Source organism: Streptomyces sp. NPDC051776, assembly GCF_040681345.1.
Classification (GTDB): domain Bacteria; phylum Actinomycetota; class Actinomycetes; order Streptomycetales; family Streptomycetaceae; genus Streptomyces.
The window spans coordinates 1-16672 of sequence record NZ_JBFAYQ010000076.1; the positions used below are offsets into that span (position 1 = coordinate 1).

Below are 16672 nucleotides of genomic sequence, written 5' to 3' on the forward strand. Positions count from 1 at the left end.
AGCAGCGGCGACAGCACCGGCGACGTTGACCTCGGCCACCAGAACACCGCCCAGGAGGGCCGGCAGAACACCGTCTGCGCAACCGCCAACCACGAGGGGGACATCGACCTGGACGCGGGCGGCCAGGTAGACGTGCGCTGTAAGAACAAGGACCACTCGTTCAACAAACACACCCATGTCAAAGGCGGCGGCGCCCGCGCCCACGGCGGCAACACCAACGGCCCCGCAGGCGAGACCATTGAGGTAGGCCAGCAGAACATCGCCCAAGAAGGCCGACAGAACCTGGCCTGCGGCAACACCAACAACACGGAAATCACCCTGACCCAGGGCGACCGGTACGCGGTGAACTGCAAGCAGGTCGACCACTCCACCAACGCCCACAGCAAAACCATCAGCGGAGGAGCCCGCGCCACCGGCGGCAGCGCCACAGCCGATCTCTTCCAGCAGAACATCGCCCAAGAAGGCCGACAGAACACCACCTGCGCCAACACCAACAACCTCACCCTCACCACCACCAGCAGCCGCACGCACACCTCGTGCACCGCGGTAGACCGCTCCACCAACATCCACACCGAATACCGGTAACCACCCCGGCACCGTGACCCAGCCACCACCGCTGCCCCTCCTGCCGAAGGCACAACACCCTCAGCAAGAGGGGCAGCGGCATGCCGGCCTCGCCCTATTTCAAGGAACAAGCACTCACCGCCCAACAGCACCAGCCGAGCCCACCCGCCCAGAGACCTCAGCCGGCACGGGAAACATCCGGACCAGGGATATCGATCCAGGGCGCGGCGATCTGTTCACCGCCGCGGTGAAAACCGCCCTCATGGGCAGGAGACGACGCGGCATCATGAAGGCCATGAACGACACGCGCGAGGTCCTCACCGAGGACAAGGGGTGAACGACGTGCTCGACGGCGATCGTGACACCGGATGGGACGCGGACGACGACACGAAGACCAAGCTGATCGCGCGGCAGATGTACGGCAGAGCAGGCTTCACCCTGCTCCGCCACCGAATCCTCCTCGGGTAACGTCACCCTCCGCTACCACCGAATGTGAGCCAGGGTCGTTGATTAGACACTCCCCGGGATCGGTCACCGGATGTGAGACAGGGCCACTTTCGTGATACTCCGAAGGCGAACCCGTGCTGCCGGGATCTCGGTACGGCCAAAGGGCCTGTGTCCCGATCGGCTGCTCGGGACACAGGCCCTGGGCCCAGCCGGTGGTGAGTGCGCCCACTGGCTGGGGTCTTGGGCGGGCATTCCCCGCGAAGATTTTTGGGTTCTGTTCAACGAGGGGCCACCGGCGGGGTTTCACCTGGCTAGGCCATTTCGTGCCCCTCGGGGCGCTCTGCTTGCTTGCGTCCGGCGCGGGCGCTGAATCCCCGGTCCGGGACCGTGTGGAGCGGTCGCTGTGCCGGGTGGTTATCGGTTGATCGTGGCGATGTTGGTGGAGCGGTCCTCGGCGACGCACTGGGACTGGGTGCGGCTGCCGGTGGTGGTGAGGGTGAGGTTGTTGGGGTTGGCGCAGTTGTTGCTCTGGCGGCCGAACTGTGCGGTGTTCTGCTGGAAGAAGCCGGCTGTGCTGGATCCGCCTTCGGCCTGGGCTCGGCCGCGGGTGTCGGTGGTGTGGAAGTTTGTGGAGCCGTCCACGGTCTGGCAGCCTACTCGGTGCTGGCTTTGGGTCAGGACGAACTCCCCGCTGTTGGGGTTGTTGCAGGTGTTGTTCTGGCGGCCTGCCTGAGCGGTGTTCTGCTGATTCAAGGAGCCGCCGGTGGAGCCGCCTTCGGCTCGGGCGCCGCCGCCCTTGATACGGGTTTCGCGGTTGATCGAGAAGTCCTTGTTCCCGCAACGCGTTCTTACCTGGCCGTCCGTCACGGTGAGGTCGGCGTCGTCGTTGGCGTTGTTGCAGGTGTTGTTCTGCCGGCCTTCCTGGGCAGTGTTCTGCTGGCCGACGGAGCCGCCGGTGCTGGAGCCGCCTTCGGCACGGGCACCACCACCCCTGAGGTGGGTGTGCTTGCTGAAGGAGCCGTCCTTGTTCCCGCAACGGGTTCTTACCTGGCCGTCCGTCACGGTGAGGTCATCGTCGTTGTTGGGGTTGTTGCAGGTGTTGTTCTGCCGGCCTTCCTGGGCGATGTTCTGCTGGAACACGCCGCCGCCGGTGCTGGAGCCGCCTTCGGCACGGGCGCCACCGCCCCTGAGGTGGGTGTGCTTGCTGAGCGAGCCGTCCTTATTCCCGCAAAGCACGTTTACTCGGCCGCCCTCCAGGTCGAGGCCCGAGTCGTCGTTGGCGAGGTTGCAGGTGTTGTTCTGCCGGCCTTCCTGGGCAATGTTCTGCTGGCCGACGGAGCCGGCTGTGCTGGAGCCGCCTTCGGCTCGGGCACCACCGCCCTTGACATGCGTGTGCTTGCTGAACGAGCCGTCCTTATTCCCGCAACGTGTTTCCACCCGGCCACCTGTTACTTCGATATCCGAGGTGCTGTTGGCGAGGTTGCAGGTGTTGTTCTGGCGACCTTCCTGCGCGATGTTCTCTTGGTCGACGCTGGAGGCTGTGCTGGAGCCGCCTTCGGCTCGGGCACCACCGCCCTTGATGAGGGTGTGCTTGCTGAACGAGCCGTCCTTGTTCCCACAGCGGCCCCCCAGCCGGCCACCTTCCACGGTGATGTCCGCTCCGTTGGGGTTGTTGCAATTGTTGTTCTGCCGACCTTCCTGCGCCACGTTCTGCTGCTCCACGGAGCTGCTCGTACTGGAGCCGCCTTCGGCACGGGCACCACCGCCCTTGATACGGGTGTGCTTACTGAACGAGCCGTCCTTGTTCCCACAGCGGCCCCCCAGCCGGCCGCCATCCACGGTGATGTCCGTGCTGTTGGGGTTGTTGCAATTGTTGTTCTGCCGACCTTCCTGCGCCACGTTCTGCTGCTCCACGGAGCTGCTCGTACTGGAGCCGCCTTCGGCACGGGCACCACCGCCCTTGATACGGGTGTGCTTGCTGAACGAGCCGTCCTTGTTCCCGCACCGCGCCTCCACCCGGCCGCCATCCAGGGCGATGGACGCGTCCCCGTTGGGGTTGGTGCAGTTGTTGTTCTGCCGGCCTTCCTGCGCCACGTTCTGCTGGTCCAGGAAGCTGGTTGTGCTGGAGCCGCCGTGGGCCCGGGCGCCGCCGCTCTTGACATGCGTGTGCCTGCCAAATGAGCGGTCCTTGTTCCCGCACCGCGCCTCCACCCGGCCACCATCCAGGGCGATGTTCGAGAGGTCGTTGGTGGTGTTGCAGTTGTTGTTCTGCCGGCCTTCCTGCGCAATGTTCTGCTGGTCAATCTGGTCGAGGGTGGCGGAGCCGCCTTCGGCCAGGGCGCCCCTGCCCTTGATATGGGTGTGCTTGCTGTAGGAGAGGTCCTGGTCTGTGCAGCGGCCCTCCACCCGGCCACCGGTCACGGTGATGGTTGTGTTGACGCTGTTGCAGTTGTTGTTCTGCCTGCCGCGCTGCGCGATGTTCTGCTGGACCGGGGTTACCGGCGCCGAGCCGCCTTCGGCGTCCGCGCGGCCGGCCTGAATGCGGGAGAACGCCGTCAGCGAGCCGTCGCTGGTCACACACCGCCCCGCTGCGCGGCTACCGGTGAGCGAGGTCGTCTCATCGCCCGTGTTGGGGTTGCTGCAGTTGTTGTTCTGCCGGGCGGACTGCGCAATGTTCTGCTGGAAGACATCCGAGCCCGTGGAGGAACCCCCGGTCGCCCGCGCCTTCGCCTTCCCTCCTGTGGGGCCAGTGCCGGCGAACGCCGTCCCGGAGCCCAGTGCCGCCCATCCGCCCATGGCCAAGACCACCATCGTGGCGGTTGCGACTTTGTGTACCCGCACTCCGAGCCTCCCTTTGCGTCAACGTGAACCAGCCAAGCCTTTCCTCTCCTCAACGCCGGCGTGCCCGTCCCTGGCATGGCCCCGCTTTGTTTCCCACCCCAACAGCCGAACCGCCCCAGCCTGCAGCGGCCTGGGACGGAGCACGGGAAGCCGACGCCTTCGGCAGCACGCCGCCGCAACAACCGCCAGCACCGGGAGTTCCAGCCGTGTGGCAGCCCGGCGACGGCCTGGACTGCCTGACGGTGAAACGTCTGGACCCCCCGAACCGCGCGCCTGCCCGTGATGGTGTGGATCTACGGCGGTCAGTGGGCCTACGGCGCCTCATCGATGCCGCACTACGACGGCCCCGTTCTTGCCGGATCCGGCGTGGTCGTCGTGACCTTCAACTACCGCGCCGGAAGACTGGTGAGGAGGAATCCCGTCTGTTGCTGCGTTTTGCGGCCCCGCAGGATCCGGTGATGGTCGCGGACTGGGTGTCGTTCAACGTGAGCGACACCGAGAAGCAGGACTGGGCCCGCGGCTGGGCGAAACTCAAGACCTACACAAAACGCGAGGGCCACGCCCGGGTCCCGTACGGGCACAAAGAAGGCGCCTACCCCCTCGGGCAGTGGATCGCCGAACAGCGACGCGCCTACGGGACCGGGCAGACCAACGGGCTCCGCGCCCGCCGGTTGGAGAAGCTCGGCATGGTCTGGTCCCTCGCCGACGAACGCTTCCAGGAGAGAACCTCGAAGCCGCGCGCGCCTACTACGAGGAACACTGGCCCCTGTGCGCGCCCCGCACCGCGACGGCGCTGGACCGTCCCATCGGGCAGTGGCTCTCCAACCTCCGCCGGCCCGGCGCGCTGGAGGACCGGCCCGGGTGGCAGCAGGCGCTGGCGGACGTGGACGAGCACTGGAACCCGGCCTGGCCGGCGGACTGGCAACGCCACTACGCCGCCGGGCGCGAGCTGCTGCGCGAGGAGACCGGCACGGTCGAGGTCCCGCCCCGCGTGACCGTCCACAGGATGGACATCGGCAAATGGCTCTGTCGGCAGCGTCAGCACTCGGTCTGGGAAGGGCTGATGGACGGGCAGCGCGAGCTCCTGACCGAGCTCGGCCTCCAGCCGCTACCACCGGAACAGGAGGCGCCTGTGAAGGCGTCCAGGCGCGGCTCTGGAGCGTTCGAGCGGGGCCTGGCTGCCCTGGCACAGTACAAAGCCCGAACAGCCACTGTGACCGTCCCCAGGGCCCACGTAGAACGGCTCGAAGACGGCACCGAGGTACGCCTCGGAGTCTTCCTCTCCAACACCAAGACGAGGCGCGCCAAACTCACCAACGACAAGCTCGCCGCACTCGCCGACCTCGGACTGGAATGGCGAGTGTGACAGCTTGGGCATCTTCCACTCGGGTGCCATGCAGCGTGTCCCGGCCCCCACCCACCAAGTATCGAGTTCAAGCTGAGCAAGGCCGATTCATACGAGGGCTCCACACCAAGGGACAGGTGTGGAGCCGTCATTGTTTTGTTTGCGGCAGAAGCGCGCCACCCTTCCTGCCCAGGCGGCGGTCCGCGCGAGTGGCTACCCCGTTTCCCGCACCCGGCGGCAGACCTGTACCGGCCTGTTCCACCGGCATCAGCAGCAGGACGGCTGGCGGCCGCGGGCAGCGAGTTCACGCTGCACCGCGGCAACGTTCCCCTTCCGCAACGCCAGCAGCACGCGGACCTCCGGGATGATCGTGAACCTCGTCGTGGTCCGAGCTCGTGCCCCCGGCTCGTCGGCCGCGGCTTCATCGCGCTCGGCCGCGGCCAGCCACCGCCAGACCGTGCGCTCCGGCACCCCAACGCGTCCGCCGCTACCCGGACATGGCCGGACGTCAGCTCACCACGCAACCGCACAGCGAGCAGCCGGCGCACCGCCGGACCACGAAGCGCGGCACGCGACACCGCCGGTGGCGCGGCACGCGACACCGCCGGTAGCCCTTCCTTCTCTCCCACCCGTTCCCCTCGCGCATCCACCCACCGATACCGACAACGGTGAGTGCCCGGGCCCCGGATGGATCAGAAGGACCGTTTCGTGACAGCGGAACCCAACAAGGTGTTCTGGTCCATGACAGTCACATCAACAGCAGATACCGCCCTATGACAGCACCCCCGGTCCGGGAACAACCGCCCACCAGGGGATGTCACCCCCACCTGACACACCATCACTGACACACCCCCACTGACACCGAACCGGCACATCGCACCGGATCAGCCGGACCCTCGCCACCGTTCACGCCATCGAGACCGCCTGGCGATCAGGATGAGAAACCCTTCAGTACCCCCGACAAATCTTTTGAATTCCTCCGGAGCTCAGAATTCACCAGCGGGCCCGGCAACCACAATCAGGCGCAGAACTGCACAGGCTGAGGCCGTTGGGGTGAGGAACACCACGCGCCCATAACGGAAAGAACACCGTGAAGTTCAGAAAGGAGACGGCATTGGGTCATCACACATAGGCGCAAGGGAGGCACCCAGGTGCGGGCACACAAGATCGCGACAGCCACCATGCTGGGGCGTTGTCAACTTGTCGGGGGTGTGGTCGGCTGAGGGTATGTCAGGGCGTATTGGGCTGTTGGCGGGGCTTGTTTCAGGCGGCGTTGGGCAGGGCGGTGACGCCGGTGATGTGGTCCCAGGTGGTGAAGCGGATGGTCATCTCGGCCCGGTACTCGGATGTGGCCATCAGATGGCGTCGGGGTCGGAAATGGGGCGAGATCTGGCTGAAGGCGGCGAGGAACTTCTCGGCCGACCGGGGTGAGAGGAAGCCCTTCATGGCGCGTTCGCGTTGGCGGGTCGGTTGGTGCGAGTTTTCCTCCCGGTTGTTCAGGCCCTTGTGGGAGCGGTTTTCCACCGAGCCCATCAGATCCCGGTGAGCCGGTCCGTAGGAACGGCACTTGTCGGTGACCAGCACCCTCGGTACCCGGCACTGCTTCTTCATGAGCTTGGCCATGAACCGCTTCGCGGCCTTCGCGTCCCGCCTGGACTGGGCCAGGATGTCCAGCACGTGTCCGTCCTGATCGACCGCGCGCCACAGGTACTGCCGCACCCCGTTGACCTTGATGAACACCTCATCGAGGTGCCACTTGTCGCCGGCCTGTGGCCGACGGCGGCGCAAGGCTGCCGCGTACTGGGGGCCGAACTTCTCGCACCACTGCCGGAGCGTCTCGTGGGAGACGGTGATCCCGCGCGCGAGCAGTAGTTCCTCGGCCTCGCGGAAGGACAGCGGGAAGCGGTGATACAGCCACACCGCGTGGGAGATGATCTCCGCCGGGAACCGGAACCCCTTGTACGACAGCGCAATACCGGTCTCCACGAGCCAACCACTCCCCAGTGATCAACAAACCCGACGATCATTCCACCCCCAAGACCGCCAGCTCAAGTTGACAACGCCTTTCCGACGCCTGACGGTCCGCCTTCCCCCGGCCTACGCGCAACGGCTGTTCGACGCCCGCGACGCCGGAGCGAGCGACCAGGAGATGCGGGCAATCGTCGCTGAAGGATTCAAGGAAGTGTATTTTCAGGACGGCGGTGTCCGCGCCATGGGACTCATCGATGTCGCAATCAACGACATCGACCATTTGGACGTCGACTACTGAATACCGGCGCGCATCAAGCACCCTTTTACCGACCTCAAAAAGAGTGAACGCGGGACGTGCGGCGAACCGGCCGGCCGCCTCGAAGCGCCAGGGGCACGATGCCGCCGCGGGGCCGGAAGAGGAGCGGCCGGCTGGGATCAGCTGGTGGTGCTGCTGGGCGGGTGAGCGCTCGTTCCTTGAGTAGGGCCGGGCCGGCGTGCCGCTGCCCGCTACTGAAGGTCTTCAGCAGCGGGCAGCGGTGATGGCTGGATCACGACGGGGTGGTTACCGGTTGATCGTGGCGATGTTGGTGGAGCGGTCCGCGGCGGTGCAGTGGGACTGCGCGCGGCTGCCGGTTGCGGTGAGGTTGTTGGGGTTGCTGCAGTGGTTGCTCTGCCGTCCGGTCTGGGCGGTGTTCTGCTGGAAGAGGTCGTCTGTGCTGGATCCGCCTTCGGCCAGGGCACCGCCGTCGGACTCCTTCGTACCCACGTTCGTAGATTCATCGAGGGTCTTGCAGCGGTTGTCCGCCCGGCTGTCGGTCAGCGTGATGTCGCCACCGTTGAGGTTGGCGCAGGCGTTGTTCTGCCGGCCTTCCTGCGCGACGTTGTACTGGAACATCTCGCTGCCGGCTCCGGATCCGCCTTCGACGCGGGCTCCACCGCCCTTGACCAGGACGTGCTTGTTGAAGGAGCCGTCCTTGTTGCTGCACCTAGTGTCCACCCGACCGGAGTCCACGTCGAATGTGACCGGTTCGTTGAAGTTGGCGCAGTGGTTGTTCTGCCGGCCTTCCTGCGCGACGTTGTACTGGAACACATCGACGTCGGTGCCTGGGCCGCCTTCGACGCGGGCTCCACCGTCCTTGACCAGGACGTGCTTGTTGAAGGAGCCGTCCTTGTTGCCGCACCTGCTGTCCAGCCGGCTGCCCGTCAAAGTGAAGTCGAAGTCGGTCCCGTTGAGACAGGCGTTGTTCTGCCGGCCTTCCTGCGCGAAGTTCTGCTGCGCCACTCCAGCAGTGCTGGAACCGCCTTCGATGCGAGCGCCCCCGCTCTTGACCCGCACCTTCTTGCTGAAGGAACCGTCCTTGTTGCCGCACTTACTGTCTACCCGACCGTCGGTCAGAGTGAAGTCGGAGTCCTCAAAGTTGACGCAGGCGTTGTTCTGCCGGCCTTCCTGCGCGATGTTCTGCTGCTGCACCTCGCTTTCGGTGGTGCTGCCGCCTTCGATACGGGCACCCCCGCTCTTGACCAGCACCTTCTTGCTGAAGGAACCGTCCTTGTTGCCGCAGTCACTGTCCAGCCGGCCGGGGTCCACAGAAAAGTCAGCGCTCCTGCCGTCGACGCAGGCGTTGTTCTGCCGGCCTTCCTGCGCGACGTTCTGCTCCCCCACGGTGCTGGTGGAGCTGCCGCCTTCGATGCGGGCACCCCCGCTCTTGACCCGCACCTTCTTGCTGAAGGAACCGTCCTTGTTGCCGCACTTGCTGTCCACGCGACCGTCGGTCAGATCGAAGGTGGAGTCCTCATGGTTGGTGCAGGCGTTGTTCTGCCGGCCTTCCTGCGCGATGTTCTGCTGCTGCACGCTCGCGTCGGTGGAGCTGCCGCCTTCGATACGGGCACCCCCGCCCTTGACCAGCACCTTCTTGCTGAAGGAACCGTCCTTGTTGCGGCAATCAGTGTCCACCCGGCCGGGGTTCACACTGAAGTCGGAGTCCTCAAAGTTGGCGCAGGCGTTGTTCAGGCGGCCTTCCTGCGCGATGTTCTGCTGCTCCACCCTGCTGGTGCTGGAGCTGCCGCCTTCGATACGGGCACCCCCGCCCTTGACCAGCACCTTCTTGCTGAAGGATCGGTCGTGGTTGCGGCAGTCGCTGTCCAGCCGGCTGCCCTCGATGGTGGGGTCGAGGTCGCTTGTGTTGGCGCAGGCGTTGTTCAGGCGGCCTTCCTGCGCGATGTTCTGCTGCTCCACGCCAGTGGCGGCGCTGCCGCCTTCGACGCGGGCCCCACCACTGGTCACCAGCGTGTGCTTGTTGAGGGAACGGTCCTTGTTGCGGCAGTCACTGTCCAGCCGACTGCCCTCGAGAGTGTCGGGCATGAAGTCGTTCTGGTCCGCACAGGCGTTGTTCAGCCGGCCCTTCTGCGCGATGTTCTGCTGAAAAAACTCGGTGGCGGCGCCGGAACCGCCTTCGACGTGCGCCCCCTTGGACCGGGTGTGAGCGAAGGCGTTGACGGACCCGTCATGGTTGAGGCACCGCCCCCTCATCCGCACCCCCTCCGGTGAGAGGTCTGCGTTGCTCAGCTGGCCGCAGAAGCTGTTCAGCCGGCCCTCCTGGGCGCTATTGTCCTGGATCAGGTCCGACCCGGTAGCCGAACCACCGGTGACGGTGGCCCCTCCCGGACCGCTGTCTGCGAAGGCCACACCCGCGCCGAAGGACGTCACACCCGCCATCGCCATGACCACCGCTGTCGCGGCCGCAACCCTACGCACCCCACCACTCCTCGCCAGACGGAAACCCTCGGGATACCCGGCCAACGCAAGACAAGAAACCCACGTCACGCAGATGTTCGCCCAAACCCCCAGACGGGCTAAACGCTCATGTGACGTGTGCCACTGGCGGCGTCCGGACGAGCGGGCCGATGGGTGCCGGGCGGCAAGCCGTACGCGCTGTCGGTTCGTATGCGCTGCATAACATCGCAGATCTGTGATGTTCCGGGCGGGATGTATGCACGGCTGCTGCATGCAGCGCGGTGGGTCAGAGCCTGCTGACCTATGCCGCTGTTCCTCGTCCATGTCTACTTGATCGAGGGCTTGCTTGTCTTGTCGGTGCCGCCTCCTCGGGGCCGCTTGTTGGGCCGGTAGCTGGGGCCGTTCGTGATCACTTGGTGGCTGGTGTTGATCAGCCGGTCCAGGAGCGACTCGGCGACCACGGGGTTGGGGAAGAGCGGATACCAGTCGCTCGGGGCCCGGTTGCTCGTCAGGATCAGCGACCGGCCCTGCCGCTCGGAGACCAGCTCGTAGAGGTCGTCGGCCTGGGCCGCGGTCAGCTGGCGCATCGCGAAGTCGTCGAGGATGAGCACGTCGGGACGTACCAACTCGCGCAGGCGGCGGTCCCAGGTGCGGTCCGCGTGGCAGCCGGCCAAGTCCGCCAGGATCCGGCTGGTCTTCGCGAAGCGGACGTTGGCGCCCTGCCGGATGGCGAGGTGGCCGAGTGCCTGGGCGACGTGTGTCTTCCCGACGCCGACCGGTCCGAACAAAATTACGGACTCTCCGGTGTGCAGCCAACGTAGCGCGGCGAGGTCGCGGATCTGGGCGGCGGGCAGCTTCGGGGAGGCGGTGAAGTCGAACTCCTCCAGGGTGACGGTCTGTCGAACTTCGCCCGGTGCAGGCGGCGTTGGAAGGCGACGGTGTCGCGGCGGGTGATCTCGTCCTGGCAGAGCGTCTGGAGGAATTCGAGGTGGCCGAGCTCGCCGCCGTGGGCCTGGGCCAGGCGGGCGTCGAGGGTTTCCAGCATGCCCGACAGCTTCAGCGTCCGCAGCGCGTCACGCAGGGCGGTGTCCATGATGGTCATCACGCCACTCCTTCGTCGTGACGGTGGTCATCACAGTCGTCGTTCGTCATGTCGGGGGTCGTCGCGGTCGAGAAGAGCCGCGTCGGGCCGTGCAGGAAGGCCGCGGCCCCGCCGTCGCCGCTGGTCTCGGGGGCGGGTTCGGTCTCGGTGCCGGCGACGAGGATGCGCTTGATGGTGCGGTAGGACGGGTCGCCGACGAGGGCGGCCTTGGCGCAGGCAGCCTCCAGGCGGGCGTCGCCGTACTTCCTGCGCAGCCCGAGCACGCCCTGGGCGGCGCGGAGCCGGTAGAGCGCGTTGACCTCCAGCAGGCCGTCGATCACCTCCTTGCAGGCGGCGCCGACCTGGACGGACTGGGTGCGGCACCAGACCGGGGTGCGCATATGGAACGCGATCTTCTCGGGCGGGTAGTCGCTGCTGTGGGTGCGTTTGCCCTGCTCAAGTGCCGCGTGGGTCTTGACCAGTTCGCCCTCGTGGAAGATCTGCACGAAGCCGGCGGTGGACCGGACGTCGACGCGCTGGCCGATCAGTTTCCACGGCACCGAGTAGAGGGTGCGGCCGGCCTTGATGTGGATGTCCGGGCCGACCGTCGCGGTGGACCAGCGGGCCAGCACGAACGGCGTCTTCGGCAGCGGCAGCAGTGTCTCGGCCTCGACGGCCTCGAACACCGACAGCGGGGACGCCCCGCCCAGCGGCCGGCACTGCCGGCGACCGGCGACCTCGCCCGACCAGCGGATGGCGTCGGCCTGCATGTACTCGAGGGAGACGAACTCCCGGCCCCGCCACCACGAATCCCTTATATAGGGCATAGGGCGCTCGACGCGGGGCTTGTCTTTGGGCTTCAGAGCAGCGAGCTGGATCCACCAACGCGCCGTAGTGCGCGGCCAGTTCGGCATACGCCTTGTTGATTTTAGGGTCGTAGAGGTCGGGCTTGTCCACCCCGGTCTTCAGGTTATCCGGCACGAGCCGCTGAGTGACACCGCCGAAGAACTTGAACGCTTCGCCGTGGCCTCGGTCCAGGCGTGCTGGTCGAGGTGGATGACCGGGCGGACGAACATGTGCCGCGAGCAGGCCAGGATCATCACAAACGCCCAGATCCGGTGCCGCTTCCCCGAGCGCGGGTTGATCCACTGGCCGAGGAAGCCGTAGTCGATCTGGGCCTCCAGGCCCGGCTCGACCTCGTCACGCAGGACGGTGACCTGCGACCTCCTCGTGTCCTCGGGCAGCGTCGCCGATATCCACCGCCGCAAGCTGGACACCGACGCGGTCAGCCCGTGTTCGTCCCGCAGTCGTTGGTGGATCGTGGAGACGGTCACCGTCCCCAGCAGGCTCTTGATGTCATCGCCGTGCTTGTCGATCTCCGGCCAGGTCACCTGCCGCAGCCGCCTGTCGGCGAGCTCGGGGAACCAGCCCTTGATCAGCTCGGCCCAGTCCTGCCCGGTCATCGCCGCCCCGCCCGGGGCCATCCCGGCGGTCTCCGCCGGGGCCAGGTACTTCCGGATCGTCTTGCGGTCCAGCCCCAGCGACGCGGCCAGCTCACTCTTGGAGCGGCCCGCATACCAGTGGACGCAGATCTCGGTCACATCGACCACGTTGAACGTTCTCCTTGCCATCGTGCGCTTCCCTCGACCTCGAACCACTGATCGAGGAAGCGTCCGCCTTGCCGACGGCCAGGACTATGGCCTCCGCCACCCGTCGTCCCCATGGGGAATTACGTGACCGCGAGGGTGGGGAATTACGTGACGCAGAACCCGTCTCACCTGGGGAATTTCGTGATCGCTCACACCGTGAAGACTTTGTCGTTCCGGTGCCGACTGCGCTGGGGGCGGCGCTCCGAGCCCGCGGTGGTGGAGGCCGCCGGCGGCGTGAGCGCCGCCGCGCTGCGGGAACAAGGATGGCGCCTTCAGCAAACACACCCATACCCCGGATGGCGCGCCCGCCCGAGGCGGCGGTTCAGGTGCACGTGCAGACCTGGTCCAGCAGAACACCCCGCGAGAACGTGCGGCAGCCCTCCCCGCCGAGGGCGGGGAGGATTTGAAAATGGAAGCCATTTTCAAATATCCTGGGGTGGCCCCGCCAAGAGAGGACCCGAACATGGCCGTACCCAAGCGGAAGATGTCCCGCAGCAACATCCGCCACCGTCGCGCCCAGTGGAAGGCCACCACCCCGCAGCTCGCGCCGATCACGGTGAACGGCACCGTCCATCTGGTGCCGCAGCGGCTGACCAGGGCCTACGAGCGCGGCCTGCTGCGCCCCGAAGGTTGACTGCTCGTCAGGGACAGGGGGCATGATTCAGTTGTGTTCCGCCGTTTTCTATCGAAACACGCTTGCCGACGGGGGTGGAACTCGCAGGGGCAGAAGCAGCGCCGCAGTCGGAAATTCGGCTTGAACGCCGGTTACCATCGCGCGGGCATGGGGAGTGATCATTAGAACCCGGATGCCCTACTTCTCCTTTTTTGACACCTCATGCGTCGCTGAGAGCAGGACGCTGCGGAGCCGGCACGGCCGCTCGCCCGGCAGCCCCAGGCTGTACAAGTCCGGGCCCCTCACACGCGATCAAGGCCCCTAGGGGGCCGGATCGATCGATTCGATTGCCATCCAGCCATGCTCCCTTTGTTTTTCAGATATGATCGGCGAATCTATCTGTCAATCTAATAGGAATTATGAACGCGACACTGCGTACGGCTGCCGATCTTGCACCCGTATCAACGATCGTCACCGGTAGCGTCCGCGACCACCGTCGACTGCTGCACCGACACCCCAGGCGTACGGGCCTCGACGGATACAGCGCGGCGCTGGAAGCGCTGAAACAATGCCTCCCCCGAGCGGCCTCCCCTACGCGCAGCCCCGGTCAATGCCAGCATGACGCCGAGGACCATCGCCACCTGCCGTTCATGGAGAGCTACGGCCAATTCCTCGCGTCGGTCGCACGCATCAGCGCCATCCTGGGCACGTTGCAGGAGGGCGTCCTTCGCGAACAGGCGAAAGAGCTGCGCGGGCTGGCGAATGAAGTCCAGCACCACCACAGGCGGGTGGCCGAACAGGCCGAGCAGGACAACTTGCCGCTCGAGGACCCGACCAAGCCGTTCGGAGTCCTACTCATCGATGCCACCCGGCTGGTAGAGGAGCTCCAGCACACCAGCGACGTACTGCAGCGATACGCGGATCACTGAACATCCAGCGTTCGAACTGGTGAGGTTGTTCACCGAACGGGGCAGACCGCTGCTGACTTGCAGGGCCCGTTCTCTGCCCTGAGAAGCTGGCTGCGACGAGGGGCGCCGGTGGGCAGACGTCCCAGTGGTCTCGTCCCCCACGCGTGCTCGCGGCCGACCGCCCGCGGATGGACGGCCAGCAACGTCTGGCCGCTCGCGCAGCCGACGGTGGAGCGGAGCGTGATCCGGGACTTCATGGCACGGATTTCGACCAGCTTCTGCAGGCGGCGGAACGGGCCCGAAATGTGACTCGCGTATTTCTGTCCGCCTACGCGCGGGCCTGCCCCCTTGCCGGTGGGATCGAGTGACATCAGTAGCTGAGCCAGACTCAAGGCTGCTTGATGAAACGGACTCTTGAATGGCTACCCAGCCGCCCGGAAGGTCACGGTGTGCCGGAAAGGCACGCCGCCCCGCCCGGCGCCTCGGGCGGGGCGGGGCCGATCAGGCACGGCGGCGTGGTGCGCCCGTGTCCACTGGTGGGCGGAGCCGATGTTCTCCGAATTGTCGACGGCTACGCACTGGTCCTGGGTGCGGCTGCCGGAGGCGGTCAGGGTCAGGCTGTTGGGGTTGCCGCAGTTGTTGCTCTGCCGGCCCTCCTGCGCGGTGTTCTGCTGGGACACGCTGCCGGTGGTGCCGAAGCCGCCGGTGGCGTGGGCTCCGTCGTTGATCTCGTTGGCGCCCACGTTGGTTGAGTGGTCGATCGTCGCGCACCGCGCTTTGGCCCTGCTGCCGGTCAGGGTGATGTCCGTGTCGTTGGGGTTGCCGCAGGTGTTGTTCTGCCGGCCCTCCTGCGCGGTGTTCTGCTGGGACATGCTGCCGGTGGTGCCGGAGCCGCCGGTGGCGTGGGCGCCGCCGCCCTTGGCCCAGATGTGCTTGCTGACTGAGCGGTCCTGGTTCGCGCAGTGGACCTCCGGCCGGCCGCCGGTCGCGATGATGATGGAGCTGTTGGGGTCGGTGCAGGCGTTGTTCTGCCGGCCCTCTTGCGCGGTGTTCTGCTGGCTCAGGAGGGTGCTCGAATCGCCGCCGGTGGCCTTGGCGCCCCCGCCCTTGGCCCAGGTGTGTTTGTTGCGGGAGCGGTCCTGGTTGGCGCACTGGCCCTCCGCCTGGCCGCCGTCCACGCCGATGAGGCCGAAGTTGGGGTCGGCGCAGGTGTTGTTCTGCCGGCCCTTCTGCGCAGTGTTGTGCTGCTCCACTTGAGCCCCGCCGAGGTCCGTGGCGGAGCCGCCGGTGGCCTCGGCGCCCCGGCCCTTGGCCAGGGTGTGCTTGTTGAGTGAGTGGTCCTGGTTCGCGCAGCGGCCCCCCAGCTGACCGCCGTCCAGGACGATGGTGGTGCCGTGGGGGTCGGCGCAGTTGTTGTTCTGGCGTCCCTCCTGCGCGGTGTTCTGCTGGCCCACGAGGGAGCCGCTGGAGCCGCCGGTGGTGAGGGCGCCGCCACCCTTTGCCAGGGTGTGCCTGTTTCGGGAGCGGTCCTGGTTGGCGCAGCGCCCCTCCAACCGGCCGCCGGTCGCGGTGAGGGCATTGGGGTTGGCGCAGGTGTTGTTCTGTCTGCCCTCCTGAGCCGTGTTCTGCTCAGTCACGCTGCCGGTGGTGCCGGAGCCGCCCGTGGTGTGGGCGCCGCCGCCCTTGGCCAGGGTGTGCTTGTTGAATGATCGGTCCAGGTTGGCGCAGCGGCCCTCCAGCCGGCTGCCGATCGCGGTGACGGCGTTGGGGTCGGCACAGTCGTTGTTCTGCCGACCCTCCTCCGCGGTGTTCTGCTGGCTTACGGCGACGCCGCTGGAGCCACTGGCGCTCTGGGCGCCACCGCCCTTGGCCAGAGTGTGCTTGTTGAATGATCGGTCCAGATTGGCGCAGCGAACCTCGTTGATGAAGGTGCCGTTGGGGACGGCACAGTTGTTGTTCTGCCGACCCTTCTGAGCAGTGTTCCGCTGGACCACCTCTCCGGGGGCGGAGCCGCCGGTGGCGTGGGCGCCGCCACCGTCGGTCATGACGTGCTGGTTGAAGGAAGCATCCCCGTCACCGTGAACCAATCCTCTCGGACGGAGTCGACATTCCGAACCACCCCCTGAACTCTCCTCAACGGCGCCTGGCCCGTCCGGACATGGCATCACCAGGCGTTCCCCCCAGACGGCCCACGGGAGGTCCGCACCCGCGTGATCGGCCGGGGGATGCTGAGCCCGGAACAGCCGAGCGCCGTGCCTCCCGAGTGGACCAGGCAGTAAAAGCCGGCTGCGGATGGAGGCGAGACGCGCGGCCTGCTGAGGGGCCCGTGGCGAGGCATGTGGGAGCAGCCGCCGGCGGCGAGCACTTGACCAGGGGAGCTCCGGCGCGGTGCGCCGGAGCTCCCTGAATCACTATGCGGTGTCGGGTCAGACACCCCATGTCGTTTGGTGTCAAGCGGCGTGGGGCTGGGCGTGGTGCGACCAGGCGGTCGCTTCGTCGTAGAGGGTGCGGGTTTTGAG

The 16672-nt window shown here is 66.6% G+C and carries 11 protein-coding genes and 4 pseudogenes; 7 read left to right on the forward strand and 8 right to left on the reverse strand.

Features of this window, described 5'->3' with window-relative positions:
• Together AB0M26_RS29840 and AB0M26_RS29845 are read left to right on the forward strand one after the other, a co-directional pair.
• Positions 1-585 (forward strand): annotated as a pseudogene (locus AB0M26_RS29840) (hypothetical protein); the annotation flags it as partial.
• Between the two features lie 312 nt (positions 586-897).
• Complete coding sequence (locus AB0M26_RS29845) at positions 898-1032, forward strand: hypothetical protein (protein ID WP_365265870.1); 135 nt, start codon at positions 898-900, stop codon at positions 1030-1032.
• Positions 1033-1425: 393 nt separating this feature from the next.
• On the opposite strand, the gene AB0M26_RS29850 is transcribed toward AB0M26_RS29845, so the two are convergent.
• Positions 1426-3852: a hypothetical protein gene (locus tag AB0M26_RS29850; protein ID WP_365265850.1), complete on the reverse strand. Its 2427-nt coding sequence runs from the start codon at positions 3850-3852 to the stop codon at positions 1426-1428.
• Between the two features lie 282 nt (positions 3853-4134).
• On the opposite strand from AB0M26_RS29850, the gene AB0M26_RS29855 reads away from it, so the two are divergent.
• Together AB0M26_RS29855 and AB0M26_RS29860 are read left to right on the forward strand one after the other, a co-directional pair.
• Positions 4135-4311 carry a carboxylesterase family protein gene (locus tag AB0M26_RS29855; RefSeq protein ID WP_365265852.1) on the forward strand — a complete coding sequence of 59 codons (177 nt, stop codon included), beginning with the start codon at positions 4135-4137 and terminating at the stop codon, positions 4309-4311.
• Positions 4257-5218 (forward strand): annotated as a pseudogene (locus tag AB0M26_RS29860) (helicase associated domain-containing protein); the annotation flags it as partial. The gene AB0M26_RS29855 and the pseudogene AB0M26_RS29860, both read left to right, overlap by 55 nt.
• Positions 5219-5464: 246 nt before the next feature.
• On the opposite strand, the gene AB0M26_RS29865 reads toward AB0M26_RS29860, so the two are convergent.
• The gene (locus AB0M26_RS29865; protein ID WP_365265854.1) at positions 5465-5668 is read right to left on the reverse strand and encodes a hypothetical protein; all 204 of its coding nucleotides are present in this window, start codon (positions 5666-5668) and stop codon (positions 5465-5467) included.
• A 792-nt stretch (positions 5669-6460) separates the two neighbouring features.
• Positions 6461-7183: an IS6 family transposase gene (locus AB0M26_RS29870; protein ID WP_365265856.1), complete on the reverse strand. Its 723-nt coding sequence runs from the start codon at positions 7181-7183 to the stop codon at positions 6461-6463.
• Positions 7184-7262: 79 nt separating this feature from the next.
• Here AB0M26_RS29870 and AB0M26_RS29875 point away from each other — a divergent pair.
• A pseudogene (locus tag AB0M26_RS29875) lies at positions 7263-7466 on the forward strand (XRE family transcriptional regulator); the annotation flags it as partial.
• A 264-nt stretch (positions 7467-7730) separates the two neighbouring features.
• On the opposite strand, the gene AB0M26_RS29880 reads toward AB0M26_RS29875, so the two are convergent.
• The 4 genes and pseudogenes from AB0M26_RS29880 to istA form a co-directional block, all read right to left on the reverse strand.
• Positions 7731-9923: a hypothetical protein gene (locus tag AB0M26_RS29880; protein ID WP_365265858.1), complete on the reverse strand. Its 2193-nt coding sequence runs from the start codon at positions 9921-9923 to the stop codon at positions 7731-7733.
• Positions 9924-10228: 305 nt separating this feature from the next.
• Complete coding sequence (locus AB0M26_RS29885) at positions 10229-10789, reverse strand: ATP-binding protein (protein WP_365265868.1); 561 nt, start codon at positions 10787-10789, stop codon at positions 10229-10231.
• Complete coding sequence (locus AB0M26_RS29890; RefSeq protein WP_365265860.1) at positions 10693-11004, reverse strand: hypothetical protein; 312 nt, start codon at positions 11002-11004, stop codon at positions 10693-10695. The genes AB0M26_RS29885 and AB0M26_RS29890 overlap by 97 nt, the downstream gene beginning before the upstream one ends.
• Positions 11004-12593: pseudogene (istA, locus tag AB0M26_RS29895) on the reverse strand (IS21 family transposase). Before istA ends, AB0M26_RS29890 begins: the two are co-directional and overlap by 1 nt.
• Before the next feature lie 502 nt (positions 12594-13095).
• On the opposite strand from istA, the gene rpmF reads away from it, so the two are divergent.
• Together rpmF and AB0M26_RS29905 are read left to right on the forward strand one after the other, a co-directional pair.
• A complete protein-coding gene (rpmF, locus tag AB0M26_RS29900) occupies positions 13096-13266 on the forward strand; it encodes a 50S ribosomal protein L32 (protein WP_365265862.1) in 171 nt (56 codons plus the stop codon).
• A 398-nt stretch (positions 13267-13664) separates the two neighbouring features.
• A complete protein-coding gene (locus tag AB0M26_RS29905) occupies positions 13665-14174 on the forward strand; it encodes a hypothetical protein (RefSeq protein WP_365265864.1) in 510 nt (169 codons plus the stop codon).
• A 401-nt stretch (positions 14175-14575) separates the two neighbouring features.
• On the opposite strand, the gene AB0M26_RS29910 is transcribed toward AB0M26_RS29905, so the two are convergent.
• Positions 14576-16198, reverse strand: a complete 1623-nt coding sequence (locus AB0M26_RS29910; RefSeq protein WP_365265866.1) for a hypothetical protein — start codon at positions 16196-16198, stop codon at positions 14576-14578.
• Positions 16199-16672: the final 474 nt, after the last annotated feature.

What these genes read in the sequence shown, in the direction of transcription:
- AB0M26_RS29855 (WP_365265852.1), top strand. Translation starts at nt 4,135, where the DNA reads ATGGTGTGGATCTACGGCGGTCAGTGGGCCTACGGCGCCTCATCGATG.
- AB0M26_RS29890 (WP_365265860.1), bottom strand. Translation starts at nt 11,004, where the DNA reads ATGACCATCATGGACACCGCCCTGCGTGACGCGCTGCGGACGCTGAAG.
- rpmF (WP_365265862.1), top strand. Translation starts at nt 13,096, where the DNA reads ATGGCCGTACCCAAGCGGAAGATGTCCCGCAGCAACATCCGCCACCGT.
- AB0M26_RS29905 (WP_365265864.1), top strand. Translation starts at nt 13,665, where the DNA reads ATGAACGCGACACTGCGTACGGCTGCCGATCTTGCACCCGTATCAACG.
- AB0M26_RS29910 (WP_365265866.1), bottom strand. Translation starts at nt 16,198, where the DNA reads ATGACCGACGGTGGCGGCGCCCACGCCACCGGCGGCTCCGCCCCCGGA.